This window comes from Streptomyces sp. NPDC050418, assembly GCF_044458745.1.
Lineage (GTDB): Bacteria > Actinomycetota > Actinomycetes > Streptomycetales > Streptomycetaceae > Streptomyces.
Genome location: NZ_JBITIG010000013.1, coordinates 155,712 through 170,661, shown reverse-complemented (window position 1 = coordinate 170,661; position 14,950 = coordinate 155,712). Strand labels below are relative to the sequence as shown.

At 70.1% G+C, this 14,950-nt stretch carries 12 protein-coding genes; 7 read left to right on the top strand and 5 right to left on the bottom strand.

Translation table 11 applies throughout. The features are described 5' to 3' along the window. The first annotated feature begins 28 nt into the window (after positions 1-28). Together ACIBI4_RS28995 and ACIBI4_RS28990 are read left to right on the top strand one after the other, a co-directional pair. Positions 29-1,189 carry a UDP-N-acetylglucosamine--N-acetylmuramyl-(pentapeptide) pyrophosphoryl-undecaprenol N-acetylglucosamine transferase gene (locus ACIBI4_RS28995; protein WP_399207068.1) on the top strand — a complete coding sequence of 387 codons (1,161 nt, stop codon included), beginning with the start codon at positions 29-31 and terminating at the stop codon, positions 1,187-1,189. After that, on the top strand, positions 1,186-2,193 hold the full coding sequence (locus ACIBI4_RS28990; protein ID WP_399207067.1) for an SDR family NAD(P)-dependent oxidoreductase: 1,008 nt from the start codon (positions 1,186-1,188) through the stop codon (positions 2,191-2,193). The genes ACIBI4_RS28995 and ACIBI4_RS28990 overlap by 4 nt, the downstream gene beginning before the upstream one ends. 47 nt (positions 2,194-2,240) lie before the next feature. Here ACIBI4_RS28990 and ACIBI4_RS28985 read toward each other — a convergent pair whose 3' ends face one another. Then, complete coding sequence (locus ACIBI4_RS28985; protein WP_399207066.1) at positions 2,241-2,885, bottom strand: TetR/AcrR family transcriptional regulator; 645 nt, start codon at positions 2,883-2,885, stop codon at positions 2,241-2,243. A gap of 553 nt (positions 2,886-3,438) precedes the next feature. On the opposite strand from ACIBI4_RS28985, the gene ACIBI4_RS28980 reads away from it, so the two are divergent. The 4 genes from ACIBI4_RS28980 to ACIBI4_RS28965 all read left to right on the top strand — a co-directional run bounded on the left by ACIBI4_RS28980 (position 3,439) and on the right by ACIBI4_RS28965 (position 7,844). Then, positions 3,439-4,410, top strand: a complete 972-nt coding sequence (locus ACIBI4_RS28980) for a tetratricopeptide repeat protein (RefSeq protein WP_399207065.1) — start codon at positions 3,439-3,441, stop codon at positions 4,408-4,410. Between the two features lie 724 nt (positions 4,411-5,134). Continuing rightward, on the top strand, positions 5,135-5,773 hold the full coding sequence (locus tag ACIBI4_RS28975; protein WP_399207064.1) for a DUF6230 family protein: 639 nt from the start codon (positions 5,135-5,137) through the stop codon (positions 5,771-5,773). A gap of 165 nt (positions 5,774-5,938) precedes the next feature. Then, positions 5,939-6,469: a DUF6114 domain-containing protein gene (locus ACIBI4_RS28970; protein ID WP_399207063.1), complete on the top strand. Its 531-nt coding sequence runs from the start codon at positions 5,939-5,941 to the stop codon at positions 6,467-6,469. Further along, positions 6,459-7,844: a hypothetical protein gene (locus ACIBI4_RS28965; RefSeq protein ID WP_399207062.1), complete on the top strand. Its 1,386-nt coding sequence runs from the start codon at positions 6,459-6,461 to the stop codon at positions 7,842-7,844. Before ACIBI4_RS28970 ends, ACIBI4_RS28965 begins: the two co-directional genes overlap by 11 nt. Positions 7,845-7,923: 79 nt before the next feature. Here ACIBI4_RS28965 and pyk read toward each other — a convergent pair whose 3' ends face one another. The 3 genes from pyk to pta form a co-directional block, all read right to left on the bottom strand. Further along, positions 7,924-9,354, bottom strand: coding sequence for a pyruvate kinase (gene pyk, locus ACIBI4_RS28960; protein WP_399207061.1), 1,431 nt, complete (start codon positions 9,352-9,354; stop codon positions 7,924-7,926). A gap of 89 nt (positions 9,355-9,443) precedes the next feature. Continuing rightward, positions 9,444-10,664: an acetate kinase gene (locus ACIBI4_RS28955; protein WP_399207060.1), complete on the bottom strand. Its 1,221-nt coding sequence runs from the start codon at positions 10,662-10,664 to the stop codon at positions 9,444-9,446. Beyond that, positions 10,661-12,754 carry a phosphate acetyltransferase gene (gene pta / locus ACIBI4_RS28950; RefSeq protein ID WP_399207059.1) on the bottom strand — a complete coding sequence of 698 codons (2,094 nt, stop codon included), beginning with the start codon at positions 12,752-12,754 and terminating at the stop codon, positions 10,661-10,663. Before pta ends, ACIBI4_RS28955 begins: the two co-directional genes overlap by 4 nt. Before the next feature lie 339 nt (positions 12,755-13,093). Here pta and ACIBI4_RS28945 point away from each other — a divergent pair, with 339 nt between their 5' ends. Further along, positions 13,094-14,119 carry an ATP-dependent 6-phosphofructokinase gene (locus ACIBI4_RS28945; protein ID WP_399207058.1) on the top strand — a complete coding sequence of 342 codons (1,026 nt, stop codon included), beginning with the start codon at positions 13,094-13,096 and terminating at the stop codon, positions 14,117-14,119. Positions 14,120-14,231: 112 nt separating this feature from the next. Here the strand turns inward: ACIBI4_RS28945 and ACIBI4_RS28940 are convergent, their stop codons facing one another. Then, positions 14,232-14,915, bottom strand: a complete 684-nt coding sequence (locus ACIBI4_RS28940) for a helix-turn-helix domain-containing protein (RefSeq protein WP_399207057.1) — start codon at positions 14,913-14,915, stop codon at positions 14,232-14,234. Between the last annotated feature and the right edge of the window lie 35 nt (positions 14,916-14,950).

Sequence of the window (14,950 nt, the reverse complement as noted above, 5' to 3'; positions counted from 1 at the left end):
CTTAGCCCGCTTCGTCAGGGTGCCTCGCATGCTGACTTCACCCCCACCCTCACCCCGACCGCCCCTGTCCGTGGTGATCGGCGCGGGCGGCACCGGCGGCCACATCTACCCCGGTCTCGCGCTCGCCGACGCCCTGCGCCGGGCCGTGCCCGACGCCGAGATCTCCTTCGTGGGAACCACTCGCGGCCTGGAGACCCGGCTCATACCCGGCGCCGGCTACCGGCTGCACACCGTCGACATGATCCCCTTCGACCCCTCGCTCGGCGCCCGCCGCTATCTGCTGCCCGCGGCCCTCCTCAGGTCCGCGGGCCAGGTCCGCACGATCCTGCGCGAGCAGCGCGCCCAGGTCGCGGTCGGCATGGGCGGCTACCCGAGCGCGCCCGTGATCCTCGGCGCGAAGATCGCCGGGCTGCCGAGCGTCATCCACGAGTCCAACGCGGTGCCGGGGCGCGCCAACCAGTTCGCTGCCCGCCTCACCCCGCACCTCACCGTCGCCTTCGACCGCAGCCGCGCGCATCTCGCGGGCGGCGCCTGGGCGCGCGTGGTCGGGATGCCGATCGCCGCCGAACTCGCCGGACTCGACCGCACCGCACTGCGCGGCGAGGCCCGCCGGGCCCTCGGCGTGCCGCAGGACGTCCGTCTGATCGTCTTCAACGGCGGCAGCCTCGGCGCGGCCCGCCTCACCGAAGCGGCCGTCGGCCTGGCCGAGTTGTGGCGCGGACGCCCCGACGTCCACCTCCTCATCAAGACGGGCCCGGCCGCCCTGGAGGACACCCGCCGCCGGCTCGGCGCCTCTCCCGTCGCGCACGCCGTGCCCTACCTGGACCGGATGGACCACGCGTATGCGGCCGCCGACCTCGTCGTCTGCCGGGCGGGCTCGGCCACCGTCGCCGAACTCGCCACCACCGGCGTGCCCGCCGTCCTCGTGCCGTACCCGCACGCGCCCGGCGACCACCAGACCCACAACGCCCGCGTGCTCACCGACGCGGGCGCGGGCCTGCTCCTTCCCGACGCGGAGACCACCGCCGAGCGCCTCGCCGACCTCGTCGCCCCGCTCCTCGACCGACCTGAACGCCTCGCCGCCATGGCGCGCGCCGCCGACCCCGGACCGCACGCCGACGCAGCACGGAACCTCACCTCCGAGGTGCTTCGTCTCGCGGGCCACCCCACCCTTCTGGAGAACGCATGACCACCGACTGGAAGACCTTCGACTGGGCGGGCCGCACCGTCCTCGTCACCGGAGCCGAGGGCTTCATCGGCTCGACGCTCGTGGACCTGCTCGTCGAACAGGGCGCGCGCGTACGGGCCTTGGTCCACTACAAGCCGTACGCCGAGAAGGGCCACCTCGCCCGCTACCTCGGCTCGTCCGAGGTCGAGATGATCGCGGGCGACGTCCGCGACAGCGGCCGGGTGATGGACGCGGTGGCCGGCTGCGACACCGTCTTCCACCTCGCGGCCCTCATCGGCATCCCGTACAGCTACGACTCGCCCGGCGCGTATGTGCAGACGAACGTCGTCGGCACCGAGAACATCGCCGAGGCCTGCCGGCGCCACGCCGTCCGCCGTCTGATCCACACCTCCACCAGCGAGGTGTACGGGACCGCCCTGACCGTGCCGATCAGCGAGACGCACCCGCTGCAGCCGCAGTCGCCGTACTCGGCCTCGAAGATCGGCGCGGACATGATGGCGCTCTCGCACCGGCACGCCTTCGAGCTGCCCGTCGCGGTCGTCCGCCCCTTCAACACCTACGGCCCGCGCCAGTCGGCCCGCGCGGTCATCCCCACGATCCTGGCGCAACTGCACGCGGGCGTACGGGAGATCAAGCTGGGTTCGCTCACGCCGACCCGTGACTTCACCTACGTCACGGACACGGCCCGCGGCTTCCTCGCCGTCGCCGCGTGCGACAAGGCGCTCGGCGAGGTCGTCAACCTCGGCACCGGGCGCGAGATATCCATCGGCCGCCTCGCCGAGGAGCTCATCACGGCATCCGGCCGCGAGGCGGCCGTGGTGGCCGACCCGGCCCGGCTGCGTCCCGCGGGCAGCGAGGTCGAACGGCTGCTCTCCGACAACTCCCGGGCGCGGGAGTGGGCGGGCTGGGAGCCGGAGGTGTCGCTGGGCGAGGGCCTGAAGCGCACGTCGGAGTGGGTCGCGGAGAACCTGCGGCTGTTCGACGTGGAGCGCTACCAGGTCTGAAGGCCGCGAGGGCGGGGCGCGGGTGGACATGGCCGTCCACCCGCGGCTCACTCCGCCGCGTCCGCCGCCATCCCGCCCAGGCCCTTGAGCAGCAGCCGTACGAACAGGCCGGCCCACTCCCGGTCCACCGGTTCGGCACTCACCAGCGAGCGGTGCACGACGGCCCCCGCCACGACGTCGAAGATGAGATCGGCGGTACGGGCCGCGGCCTCGGCGTCCTCCTGCACGGGCAACTCACCGCGCTCCTGCGCACGTTCCCGCCCGAGCAGCACGAGCCGCTTCTGCCGTTCGACGATGGACGAGCGGATCCGTACGCGCAGTGCGTCATCCCGCGTCGACTCGGACACGACGGCCATCAACGCGGTCCGCGTCTCGGGCCGTTCCAGGAGCCGGGCGAACTGCAGCACGACGTCCTCGACGTCGGCGGCGAGACTCCCGAGATCCGGCAGCTCCAGTTCGTCGAACAGCACGGCGACGGCATCGACGACGAGCTCGTTCTTCCCGGCCCACCGCCGGTACAGGGTCGTCTTCGCGACGCCCGCCCGCGTGGCGACGTCCCCCAGGGTCAGCTTCGACCAGCCGAGCTCCACGAGGGCGTCCCGCGTGGCTCCCAGAATCGCGGCATCGGCCTCGGCGCTGCGAGGGCGGCCGGTGCGGCCGGTTCTGCCGGGGTGGTCGGTGGTGCTGTGCATGGCGGTGACCATACCGGGGGGTATGGCGCTCGGGCCCGTACGGGTGGCGCCTCGGCGCGTGATCGCCCCACCCCCGTGAGGGAGATCACGCGCCGGGCGCAAGCCGAACGATATACGCTACGACCCGTAGCGAAAGCTCGTACGTGAGCCACTCACCACGAGCGGCAACCACATCCGCGGGGTGGGGACCCCGCACCGAAGGTCCTCCTCGGACCACAGGGCCACCGCACCAGGCCCAATTGCCGTGACCTGTCCGTACGCCCCGCAAACCGGCGGGGGGCTGCGGACGGGCACGGCGGACGGATCGGCGACGCGCGGCCCGGCTCGGGGCGACGCGGAGCCCGCCTACGGGGGGCGAGCGGGAGCGCGAGGAGCACCCCGCGGGGGTCAAGGGGGCGGAGCCCCCGGAGGGGTGCGGGGCGTCAGCCCCCCAACTGTCAACCCGCCGCGGAGCGGCGGAGCAGCCTCCGGGCGGAGCCCGGCGAAGCGGCGGCCGCAGGCCGATTTGCCCGGGGGCGACAACCACCGAGCCACGAGGGGGGAGGATAGGACCATGCAGCCACGGAACATGTCCATGAGCGGAGTCGTCGACCTCGCCGCGGTGAAGGCGGCCCAGGAGGCCAAGACCAAGGCCGAGCAGGCCAGGGCCGAAGCGGCCCGGCAGGGCGGCGGCGGTGCTGTCTCGCCCGCCGACCTGGTGATCGACGTCAGTGAGGCGACGTTCGAGAGCGCCGTCATCCAGCGCTCCGCCGAAGTGCCCGTCGTGATCGACTTCTGGGCGGAGTGGTGCGAGCCCTGCAAGCAGCTCGGCCCGCTGCTCGAGAAACTGACTCTGGAGTACAACGGCCGCTTCGTCCTGGCGAAGGTCGACGTCGACGCCAACCAGATGCTGATGCAGCAGTTCGGGATCCAGGGGATCCCCGCCGTGTTCGCGGTCGTCGCGGGCCAGGCCCTGCCGCTCTTCCAGGGCGCCGCCCCCGAGGCCCAGATCCGCCAGACCGTCGACCAGCTGATCCAGGTCGCCGAGGAGCGCTTCGGCCTGACGGGCCTGCTCGTCGACCCGGACGCCGAGGCCGCGGAGCAGGAGCCCGCCGCCGAACCGGCCGGCCCTTACGACGCCCTGCTCGAAGCCGCCGTACAGGCGCTGGACGCGGGCGACTTGGGCGGCGCGGTGCAGGCGTACCGGAATGTGCTGGCCGACGACCCGGCGAACACCGAGGCCAAGCTGGGTCTGGCCCAGGCCGAACTGCTGCAGCGGGTGCAGGCGTTGGACCCGCAGAAGGTCCGCCAGGAGGCGGCCGAGAAGCCGGCCGATCCGCAGGCGCAGATCGCCGCGGCCGACCTGGATCTGGTCGGCGGTCATGTCGAGGACGCCTTCGGCCGCCTCGTCGACACCGTCAAGAAGGTCTTCGGTGACGACAGGGACGCCGTACGCGTGCATCTCCTGGGACTGTTCGAGGTCGTCGGGGCCGATGACCCGCGCGTGACCAAGGCTCGTTCGGCCCTCGCCCGCGCCCTTTTCTAGAGCGCGCTCCAGGGTGCACAACCCCCGCAGACGGAGCGATAAGTACCGGTTCTGACATGGCAGTACGGGCCATCCGTCCGAATGTTCCGGAAGGTGCGTACCTGACCTGTCGTTAAACCGGCGACACCCAACTGGTCTTGTGAAGATTTGACGACAGAGCGACACGGCGGCCGCGCTTTACCAAAACTTGGTAATCGCGGCCGCTGTTACTTGGAGTAAAGCAACAGCGGTGTTCTGTCCGGTTCCGCCCGGTGATCAACGGATCTGTACCGGGGGTCGTATGCACCCTGTGTACCCACCCGATGCCGGGCCGTCGTGGCGGGGTTATGGAGCCGTTACCAGCGAGTAACGAACCCCCTTGTGCGGGCGCTCCGAATGCACCACGATCGGCCACGCTCGGTCCATTCACGTACGCCCGACAGCCAGCTCGGGACGCGGGTTCCTGGGTCCCCACCGAGTGGCCGGAGACGAAAAGTCGACGGCCTGGACAGGGGGGTCTCCGCCAATCCGGTGGGGCCTGTCCGACCGGCCGCGCCCAAACGCGGCCATGTGGTTGTCGCTCGGGGGTGATCGCCCGTCTTCCGCACCGCAGCAGTTCCTGTCTGCGTACCGGAAAAAGGCGCTCTCCTTCCCGAGGACGTAGCACTTCTCCCATCCCTGCCCGGCTGAGCCGCTGATGAGGCAGTCAGGGTCAGGAGATGTACGTCCGAGAAGGAGGAACTTCATGGAATCCGTGGCTCGTGGCGGAACCAGGTGGAAGCGGTTCGCCGTAGTCATGGTGCCGAGCGTCGCGGCTACTGCCGCGATAGGCGTGGCCCTCTCGCAGGGTGCGCTTGCGGCATCGTTCAGCGTTTCGGGACAGTCGTTCAAGGTGTCGGCGGACGAGCTCCGCGGCTACGACATGCTCCAGTACGGCGGTGTTGACACCGGCGTGGACCTTGAAGGCAACAAGGCCGCCCACCCGGTGGCCATCAACGCCTTCAAGACGGCCGAGATCGACAACATGTGCCAGTCGGTCGTGACGCACGTGCCGGTCATCGGTGACGTCACGATGAAGCTGACCGCGGGTAACAAGGGCACCCCGGTCAAGGCCAAGAACATCTACATCGACGTGGCGCAGCTGGGCTCCTCCAGTGCCACGTTCGGCAACGTGGACATCGGTGTTGCCGCCGGCTCCGCCGGTGACAAGGTGCCTCCGATGAAGGGCGGCAAGGAGCAGGCGAACCCCAACGGTTTCGCCCAGCGTGCCGACTCGGCCGTCATCAAGGACGTGAAGCAGACCGCCTGGGCGACCAGCGCGAGCACGCTCGAACTGAGCGGCTTCGGACTGTCCCTGAGTAAGGGCAAGAACGAGTGCTACTAAGCACTCGCTGAGCACAGCGGCCGCCGCCTCTCCCGAAGAGGCGGCGGGCCGTCGGGCGACTGGCCCGGCGGGCGTGGAGCTCCGTCTCCCCGCCCGCCACGCAGGCCGTCGCCGCCCACGACCCACTGAATTCATGTACTGCCGGTTCCAAGGAGCTGTTGTCCCATGAGCGCCGATGCACCGGGGCGGAACGACCACATCGTCAAGGTCTACTGGAGGAAGTTCAGGGCCTGGCGAGGCTCCCGGCCGTTCTGGGCGGGCCTCTTCACCATCCTCGGCGGCATCCCGATCGCCTATTTTCCGTACGCGAGTCTCAAGTTCGGAAACCTGACGCTGGCCATGCAGACCACCGGCGGCGCCAGCGCGGCGATCATCGGTGTGCTGCTCATCACGCTCGGCTTCACGCTGTGGTTCCACCACATCGTGCGGGTCTTCGCGGGTGTCGCGGCGATCATCCTCGGCCTCGTCTCGATCCCGCTGTCGAATCTCGGGGGATTCGGCATCGGCCTGCTGTGCTCGCTGATCGGCGGCGGTCTCGCGATCGCGTGGGTCCCGGGCAAGCCGGCCGAGCAGAAGTCCTCTGCGCAGGAGGAGCAGCCCGAGCCGGAGCCGGACACCGCACCGCACACCGACGAAGCCGGCGGCGCGGACACCACACTGGAGACCAACGGCGGGAGGCACCACAGTGCCGGGTGACGGTACGCAACTGGCCCTCGATGCCGCGGACGGCGCCGAGAGCCCGGCGCTGAACGGCATACGCACGGGCAAGACCGGTCCCAAGCACGCGGCTCCGCGGAAGTCGCTGCTCACGAAGCTCCACATACCGGCGAACAAGGCCATGGCGCTCGCCGCCATGCCGACCGCCGTGTTCGTGGGCATGGGCCTGATGCCCAATCCCGCGGTGGCCGACGACGCGGAGAACCCCTTCTCCTCCGGACCTTGCGTGACGCGCGAGGACGCGGAGGCGGCCCAGGAGGAGAGCGCGTCGCCGACGCCGACCCCCTCGGCCTCCGAGACGGGTGACAAGGCCGAGGACGCGGAGAAGCCCGAGGCGAAGCCCTCGGACGAGCCCTCGCCGTCGGCGAGCGCCTCCGGCGAGGACACCAAGGCCACCGAGGACGACGCGGCCGGCGCCACGACGCAGAAGGCCGCCGACGAACCGGCCGCCGAGCCGACCCCGGCGCCGTCCGAGACGAAGAACCCGCTGGACCCGCTGGGTGTCGGCGAGAAGCTCGAACAGTTCGGCGAGGACGTCAAGGACTTCTTCACGCCGGACGACAAGGAGACGGCCGACCCGGAGCCCGGCGCGACGCCGAGCGCCGAGGAGACCGAGAAGCCGGCCGCCGAGGAGCCCGAGAAGGAGGAGCCCGCCAAGGACTCCGCCGACAAGGACTCCGCCGCCGAGGAGCCCGCGAAGGACGCCGCCGAGAAGGTCACCGACGAGGCGACCGAGGCCGCGGACAAGCTCAAGGCCGACATCAAGAAGGCCGCGGACAAGGTCGGCGCCGACGTCGAGGACATCGACGTGCCGACCCTCGACGAGGCGCTCAAGGACCTCCCGCTCGGCGAGGACGGCAAGCCCCGCTTCCCGTGCGCCGAGGAGGACCCGAAGGCCCTCGCGGACGCCGAGTTCGAGCAGGGCATCCCCGCGCTGCCGGACTACCCGTGGCGGCTCGACGCCAGCAGCCTCACGCTGCGCGGTCTCGACTACCACGGCGTGGTGAACGTCAAGACGGCCAACGGCAAGGTCAAGCCGGTCCTGAAGTTCACAGCGGACGAGGTCGACATCAAGGACCTGCACCAGACCGTGCAGGACCCCAAGGGCGGTCCCGCCGCGCACATCAAGGGCGCCAAGGGCTCCACCTCGAAGTTCCGCGGCGGCACGGTGACGATGTACACCGAGTCGCTCGAGGGCAACCTCTTCGGGCTGATCCCGGTGCACTTCACGCCCGAGACGCCGCCGCCGCTGAACGTCCCGTTCGCGCTGTTCACCAACGTCACGGTGCTCAACGCCGGCCAGTTCGGGGGCACGCTGACGGTGCCCGGCTTCCAGAACTACGTGGAGGAGTAAGCCACTTGCTCCGCCACACGAAGAGGGCGCCCTCCGCAAGGAGGGCGCCCTCTTCGTCCGTACGGGACAGCTGACCGCGTCAGTCGCGGCGGCCGCCGCCGAGGTGGTGCACGCGCACCATGTTGGTGGTGCCGGGGACGCCGGGCGGCGAACCGGCCGTGATGATGATGGTGTCGCCGTTGCCGCAGGCGTTGATCTTCATCATCTCGTCGTCGACCAGCTCGACCATGTCGTCGGTGTTGTCGACGTGGTCCACGATCTGGGTGTTCACGCCCCAGCTCAGCGCGAGCTGGTTGCGGGTGTCCTCGGAGGTCGTGAACGCCACGATGGGCTGGACGGGACGGTAGCGGGACAGCCGGCGCGCGGTGTCACCGGAGTGCGTGAAGGCGACGAGCGCCTTCGCGTCGAGGAACTCCGCGATCTCGGCGGCGGCACGCGCCACCGAACCGCCCTGCGTGCGCGGCTTCTTGCCGGGCACGAGCGGCTGCAGTCCCTTGGAGAGCAGCTCCTCCTCGGCGGCCTGGACGATCTTCGACATCGTCTTGACCGTCTCGATCGGGTACGCGCCCACCGAGGACTCGGCGGAGAGCATGACCGCGTCCGCGCCGTCCAGGATCGCGTTGGCCACGTCGGAGGCCTCGGCGCGCGTGGGGCGGGAGTTGGTGATCATCGACTCCATCATCTGGGTCGCCACGATCACCGGCTTGGCGTTGCGGCGGCAGAGCTCCACGAGGCGCTTCTGCACCATCGGGACCTTCTCCAGCGGGTACTCGACGGCCAGGTCGCCGCGCGCCACCATCACCCAGTCGAACGCCGCGACGACGCCCTCCATGTTGTTGACGGCCTGCGGCTTCTCGACCTTGGCGCCGACGGGGACCCGGCGGCCCTCCTCGTCCATGACCTTGTGGACGTCCTTGACGTCATTGGCGTCGCGCACGAAGGACAGGGCGACCATGTCGCAGCCCATACGGAGTGCGAAACGGAGATCCTCGACGTCCTTCTCGGAAAGGGCCGGGACATTGACCGCGGCACCGGGCAGGTTGATTCCCTTGTGGTCCGAGATCACCCCGCCCTCGATGACGACCGTCTTGACCCGCGGGCCGTCGACCGAAACGACCTTGAGTTCGACATTTCCGTCGTTGATGAGGACCTGGTCGCCCTTGGCGACATCTCCGGGCAGACCCTTGTAGGTGGTCCCGCAGATCGACTTGTCGCCGGGCACGTCCTCGGTGGTGATGGTGAACTCGTCACCGCGCACCAGCTCGACGGGACCCTCGGCGAAGGTCTCCAGGCGGATCTTGGGTCCCTGCAGGTCGGCGAGCACACCCACGGCCTTGCCGGTGTCGGCGGCAGCCTGGCGGACACGGTCGTACCGCTCCTGGTGCTCTGCGTGGGATCCGTGGCTGAAGTTGAAGCGGGCCACATTCATTCCGGCCTCGATGAGAGCTTTCAGCTGCTCATACGAGTCGACGGCGGGGCCCAGAGTGCAGACGATTTTGGAACGGCGCATGGGACGGATCCTATCGGTTTGTTTTCTCGCGGAATATTCCGTCTAGTGGAAAGTCCAAATGGGCGAACGGGTGCTCAGATGTCGGGAGTTCAGTCCTGCGGTGAACCCGTCACGAGCGCGTACGCCTGAGTGGCGATCTCCAGCTCCTCATCGGTCGGAACAACGGCTACTGCTACTCGCGCGTAATCAGCAGAAATCAGCCGGGATTCCTCATCGCGGACGGAATTGCGCTCGCTGTCCAGAGCCAGACCCAATTCCTCCAGGCCCTTGACCGCCGCCTCGCGCACCGGCACGGAGTTCTCGCCGACGCCCGCGGTGAACGCCACCGCGTCCACCCGGCCGAGCACGGCCGTGTACGCGCCGATGTACTTCTTGAGGCGGTGGATGTACACGTCGAACGCTAGCGCCGCGCTCCGGTCGCCCTCGTCGCGGCGGCGCAGGATCTCCCGCATGTCGTTGTCGCCGCACAGGCCGATCAGACCGCTGCGCTTGTTGAGCAGCGCGTCGATCTCGTCGACCGACTTCCCGCCCACCCGCGCCAGATGGAAGATCACGGCCGGGTCCAGATCACCCGAGCGGGTGCCCATGACCAGGCCTTCGAGCGGGGTCAGGCCCATCGAGGTGTCCACGCACACCCCGCCCTGCACCGCCGAGGCCGAGGCGCCGTTGCCCAGGTGCAGGACGATGACGTTGGTCTCCTCGGGCGCCTTGCCGAGCAGCTTCGCCGTCTCCCGCGCCACGTACGCGTGCGAGGTGCCGTGGAAGCCGTAGCGCCGGATGGAGAGCGCGTCGGCGGTCTCGCGGTCGATCGCGTAGCGGTACGCGGACTCCGGCATCGTCGCGTGGAAGGCCGTGTCGAACACCGCGACCTGGGGGAGGTCCGGGCGGATCGCGCGGGCCACCTCGATCCCGGTGACGTTCGCCGGATTGTGCAGCGGCGCGAGCGGGACGAGCTTCGCCAGCTCGGCGAGGACCTCGGCGTCCACGACGGTCGGCTGGGTGAACTCGGTGCCGCCGTGCACCACGCGGTGGCCGATCGCGGCCAGTTCGGGGGAGTCGAGACCGAGGCCGTCCTTCGACAGCTCGGCCGCGACGGCCTCGAGGGCCGCCTTGTGGTCGGCGATCGGGCCCTCGAAGACCCGGGCCTCGGCGCCGCCGCCGGACAGCGGGGTGTGCTTGAGCCGGGAGGTCTCCTCGCCGATCCGCTCGACCAGGCCGACGGCCAGACGCGAGGCGTCGGCCATGTCGAGCAGCTGGTACTTCACGGACGAGGAGCCGGAGTTGAGGACGAGTACGCGGGTCGCAGTCACTGAAGTGGCGCTTCCTTGTGGGTGGGACTCTGGGCCTGGATCGCCGTGATGGCGACCGTGTTGACGATGTCCTGGACGAGAGCGCCGCGGGACAGGTCGTTGACCGGCTTGCGCAGACCCTGGAGCACCGGTCCGACGGCGATGGCGCCGGCCGAACGCTGCACGGCCTTGTACGTGTTGTTGCCGGTGTTGAGGTCGGGGAAGATCAGCACGCTGGCCTGGCCGGCGACCTCGGATCCGGGCAGCTTGGTCGCCGCGACGGAGGGCTCTACGGCGGCGTCGTACTGGATCGGGCCCTCGATCTTCAGGTCCGGGTTCTGCGCCCGGGCCAGCTCGGTGGCCTCGCGCACCTTGTCGACATCGGCGCCCTTGCCGGACGTGCCGGTCGAGTACGAGAGCATCGCGATCCGCGGCTCGACGCCGAACTGCTCGGCGGTGGCGGCCGACTGGAGCGCGATGTCCGCGAGCTGCTCGGCGTTCGGATCGGGGTTGACCGCGCAGTCGCCGTACACGAGGACCTTGTCGGCCAGGCACATGAAGAAGACCGAGGAGACGATCTTCGCGTCGGGCTTGGTCTTGATGATCTCGAAGGCCGGGCGGATCGTGGCCGCGGTGGAGTGCACCGAACCCGAGACCATGCCGTCCGCGAGCCCGCTCTGCACCATCAGCGTGCCGAAGTAGTTGACGTCCACCACGACGTCGCTCGCCAGCTCGGCGGTCATGCCCTTGTGGGCGCGCATCTGGGCGTAACTCTCGGCGAACGTCGCGCGCAGCTCCGAGGTCGCGGGGTCGATGATCTGCGCGTCGGCGAGGTTGATGCCCAGGTCGGCGGCCTTCTTGCGGATGGCCTCGGTGTCGCCGAGCAGCGTCAGATCGCAGACGCCGCGGCGCAGCAGGACGTCGGCGGCGCGCAGCACGCGCTCCTCGGTGCCCTCCGGCAGCACCACACGGCGCTTGTCCGAGCGGGCCTGCTCGATCAGCTTGTGCTCGAACATCATCGGAGTGACCTTGCCGCTGCGGGACACCTCCAGGCGGCCGAGCAGCTCGCCGCCGTCCACATGGCGCTCGAAGAGGCCGAGCGCGGTCTCCGCCTTGCGTGAGGTCGCGGCGTTCAACTTCCCCTCCATGGCGAAGAGTTCGGCCGCTGTCGGGAAGGAGTTGCCGGCCACGGAGATCACCGGGGTGCCGGGCGCGAGCCGCTCGGCCAGCCGCAGGATCTCCTGGCCGGGGTACTCGTTCAGGGTGAGCAGCACACCGGCGATCGGCGGCGTACCGGCGCTGTGCGCGGCGAGCGCGCCCACGACCAGGTCGGCGCGGTCGCCGGGCGTCACCACGAGACAGCCCGGGGTCAGCGCCTTGAGGAAGTTGGGCAGCATGGCGCCGCCGAACACGAAGTCCAGGGCGTCGCGCGCGAGTCCGGAGTCGTCGCCGAGCAGCACCTTGCCGCCGAGGGCATGCGTGATCTGCGCGACGGTGGGTGCGGCGAGCGCCGGCTCGTCGGGCAGGACGTAGCAGGGCACGGGGAGTTGGACGCCCAGCTTCTCGGCGATCACATCGCGGTCCTCGCCCGCGACCCGGTTCACGGCCATCGCGAGCACATCGCAGCCGAGCGCCTCGTACGCGCGGTACGCGTTGCGCGCCTCGGAGCGCACGGAACCGGCCCCCTGGTTCTTGCCGCCGACGACGGGGAGCACCCACGCGCCGAACTCGTTCGCGAGCCGTGCGTTGAGCGCCAGTTCGTCGGGGAGCTGCGTGGCGGCGAAGTCGGTGCCGAGCACGAGCACCACCTCGTACTCGCGGGCCACCTGGTGGAAGCGGTCGACCAGCTGCGAGACCAGTTCGTCCGTGCCCTGCTCGGCCTGGAGCGCGGAGGCCTCGTGGTAGTCCATGCCGTAGACGCTCGCGGCGTCCTGCGTGAGGCGGTAGCGCGCCCTCAGCAGATCGAAGAGCCGGTCCGGACCGTCGTGGACGAGCGGACGGAAGACGCCCACCCGGTCGACCTGGCGGGTCAGGAGCTCCATGACTCCCAGTTCGACGACCTGCCGGCCGTCACCTCGGTCGATTCCGGTCACGTACACGCTGCGCGTCACGCCTGGTCTCCGTTCCTTGCTTCGTCGGGTGCTTCGCTCGATTGTCGGGCGGCAGGCGGCGGTGCGCCTGCGGATCGGGTACGTGAGTTCGTACGGTCATCCACCGCGGCGTGGGCGGCTGAAAATTACCCGTTATGGTGGGCTTGCCCTCTTGACAATACCCCCGTGGGTGGATAGGGCGCCCGGTGGACGAAGGCCCCGAGTCCGGTGGGACGAAGGGCCCTGAGGGTCCCTTCCGGTGGAGTAAGTGAACGGGGCACACCTGTGTGGCCCGTGGAACAATCGGGGCCATATGGGCCGCCCTCACGCGTACGACTAGCGAGCAGGAGACACAGCACGATGCGTATCGGAGTTCTCACCGCAGGCGGCGACTGCCCCGGCCTGAACGCAGTGATCCGGTCGGTCGTGCACCGCGCCGTCGCCGCGCACGGGGACCAGGTCATCGGTTTCGAGGACGGTTACAAGGGACTCCTCGACGGCTACTACCGCCCCCTCGACCTCGTCGGCGTCAGCGGCATCCTCTCCCGCGGCGGCACGATCCTCGGCTCCGCCCGCCTGGAGAAGGGCCGTCTGGAGGACGCCGTCGCCAACGCTCCCGCGCTCGCCAAGAAGCTCGGTATCGACGTGCTCATCCCGATCGGCGGCGAGGGCACGCTCACCGCGGCCCGGATGCTGTCGGACGCCGGGATGCCGGTGGTCGGCGTCCCGAAGACGATCGACAACGACATCAACGCCACGGACCGCACCTTCGGCTTCGACACCGCCGTCGGTGTGGCCACCGAGGCGATGGACCGCCTCAAGACGACCGCCGAATCGCATCAGCGCGTCATGGTCGTCGAGGTCATGGGCCGGCACGCGGGCTGGATCGCGCTGGAGTCCGGGATGGCGGGCGGTGCGCACGGAATCTGTCTGCCGGAGCGGCCGTTCGACCCCGCCGACCTGGTGAAGATGGTCGAGGAGCGGTTCGCGCGCGGCAAGAAGTTCGCGGTCATCTGCGTCGCCGAAGGCGCGCACCCCATCGACGGCACGATGGACTACGGGACCGGCGAGATCGACCAGTACGGGCACGAGCGCTTCAAGGGCATCGGCACCGCCCTCGCCCACGAGCTGGAGCACCGCCTCGGCAAGGAGGCCAAGCCGGTCATCCTCGGCCACGTCCAGCGCGGCGGCACGCCGACCGCGTACGACCGCGTGCTCGCGACGCGCTTCGGCTGGCATGCCGTCGAGGCCGCGCACCGCGGTGAGTTCGGGAAGTTCACGGCGCTGATCGGCACGGATGTACGGATGGTGCCGCTGGCGGACGCGGTGACCGAGCTGAAGACCGTGCCGGAGTACCGGATGGCGGAGGCGGAGTCCGTCTTCTGAGCAGTCCTGCTCCGGTGCAGGCCCCCGCCTTGGTGGGGGCCTGTTGCGTTGGGGGCGCGGGCGGTTGCGGACCGGCCGCTGACCGGTCGTCGGACCTTCCCCGGCCGGGACCTCAGGCCCCTCCTCCACGGACCCTCGTCCAGAAATGGTCCAGAATCCGGGTGAGGAACTCGCGGGCACCCTCTCCGGTGTCGCCCGAATCACCCCAGCCGAGCGTGGCCGCCATCCGGCCGTGGTACTCGTCGTGCAGGGATTCCAGGGCGGGCTCGATGTGCCGGGCCGCGAGCGGGATCAGCTTGGCGATCGGTTTGACGTACGGCTGCCAGCGCGCGGTCGCCGCGCTGGTGAGGAGCTCCGTCAGGCGCTTGTCGAGGCCCATCACCGAGGCGTACGCCTTGGGGGAGAGGCCGAGGACCTGCGCGAGCGCGTTCGACTGGCGCTCGTTGCCGTCCCAGGCGTCGCGCTCCTCCATCGCCAGATACGTACGGTGGTCGATGCCGACCTCCCGCGCCAGGTCCTCCGTCGCGAGCCCCCGTGCGAGCCGGTGCTCGCGCAAGGTGCGGGCGGCGCCGAGGAGTTCGGCCGGCGTGCACCACAAGGCGCCCGCGAGCGCGGTCAGTTCGCTGCCGGTCGGCGCGACGAGGCCGCGCTCCCAGGCGATGACAGTGTCCGGGGTGACATACGGCAACCCGTAACTGGCCCGGATTCCGTACGCCACATGCCCGGGCGCCATACCCAGCGCCTCCCGGAGCCGGCGGGCGGCGGGAGCGTTGAACGGCGGAGAGGTCTGAGACACGCGGTCACGCTAAGTGCGGCGGTGGCGGTTGGCTA